The organism is Thauera phenylacetica B4P (genome assembly GCF_000310225.1).
Classification (GTDB): Bacteria; Pseudomonadota; Gammaproteobacteria; order Burkholderiales; family Rhodocyclaceae; genus Thauera; species Thauera phenylacetica.
This window is the reverse complement of record NZ_AMXF01000498.1, coordinates 1-1,001: the sequence shown is the minus strand read 5'-3', so window position 1 is coordinate 1,001 and position 1,001 is coordinate 1. Positions and strand designations below refer to the sequence as shown.

Below are 1,001 nucleotides of genomic sequence, written 5' to 3'. Positions count from 1 at the left end.
GCGGCGCGCCGGGTGCTCGCCGGCGGCGAGCGCGTGCTGCTGATCGGCACCGACTGCCCGGCGCTCGATGCCGCCTGCCTGCGCGCCGCGGCCGACGCGCTCGACGAGGTCGAGGCGGTGATCGTGCCGAGCTTCGACGGCGGCTACGTGCTGCTCGGCCTGCGCCGCTTCGACCCGAGCCTGTTCGAGGGCATCGCCTGGAGCACGTCGACGGTCGCCGCCGCGACGCGCGCGCGCCTCGCGGCGCTGGCATGGCCGTATCGCGAGCTGCCCGCGCTGCACGACATCGACGTTCCGGCCGACCTCGTCCATCTTCCGTCCGGCGCATGAAGCCCGGGCAAGCCGCGATTCACCAGTGTGGCAACGCTTTTGCGGCACAATCGACCTCCCGACTGCGCGAAGGAGAATCCCCATGAGCTTCGATCCCCTGCTGTTGTTCCTGCACATCGCCGGCGTCGTCGTCTGGGTGGGCGGGATGTTCTTCGCCTACGTCTGCCTGCGCCCCGAGGCCGCCAGCCAGCTCGAGCCGCCGCCGCGGCTGCGCCTGTGGCGCGGGGTGCTGGCGCGCTTCTTCACCTGGGTGTGGGTGGCGGTCGCCGTGGTGCTGGCGAGCGGGCTGGCGCTGATCCTGCGCGTCGGCTTCGCGGACGCGCCGCTGTACCAGCACCTCATGTTCCTGATGGGCCTGGTCATGATCGGCATCTACGCCTTCGTGTTCTTCACGCCCTACGCCGCGCTGGCGCGCGCGGTGGCGGCCGAGGACTGGAAGGCGGGCGGCGCGGCGCTTGGGCGCATCCGCCAGCTGGTGGGCACCAACCTCACGCTCGGCTTCCTCACCATCGCGATGGGGACGATCGGGCGCTGGCTGGGCTGAGCCTGCACGCTCCCCTTGTGTTCGATGCCCGGCGTGCCGGATCGGGGAGAACCCTGATCCGGCCGCGGCATGCTTGGCCCGCCGGCCCGGCCGGTGCAACAATCGGCCGGCATGCGCGCTGCCGAGC

General features: G+C 72.2%; 2 protein-coding genes. Both read left to right on the top strand.

Translation table 11 applies throughout. The features are described 5' to 3' along the window. Positions 1–330, top strand: a 330-nt coding sequence (locus C667_RS23295) for a DUF2064 domain-containing protein (protein WP_004390205.1), incomplete at its 5' end; no start/stop codon positions are given. 82 nt (positions 331–412) lie between these two features. After that, on the top strand, positions 413–874 hold the full coding sequence (locus C667_RS23290) for a CopD family protein (RefSeq protein ID WP_004390204.1): 462 nt from the start codon (positions 413–415) through the stop codon (positions 872–874). The last annotated feature ends 127 nt before the right edge of the window (positions 875–1,001 follow it).

Excerpts from the sequence above, each read along its gene's own strand:
- C667_RS23290 (WP_004390204.1), top strand. The coding sequence starts at position 413 with ATGAGCTTCGATCCCCTGCTGTTGTTCCTGCACATCGCCGGCGTCGTC.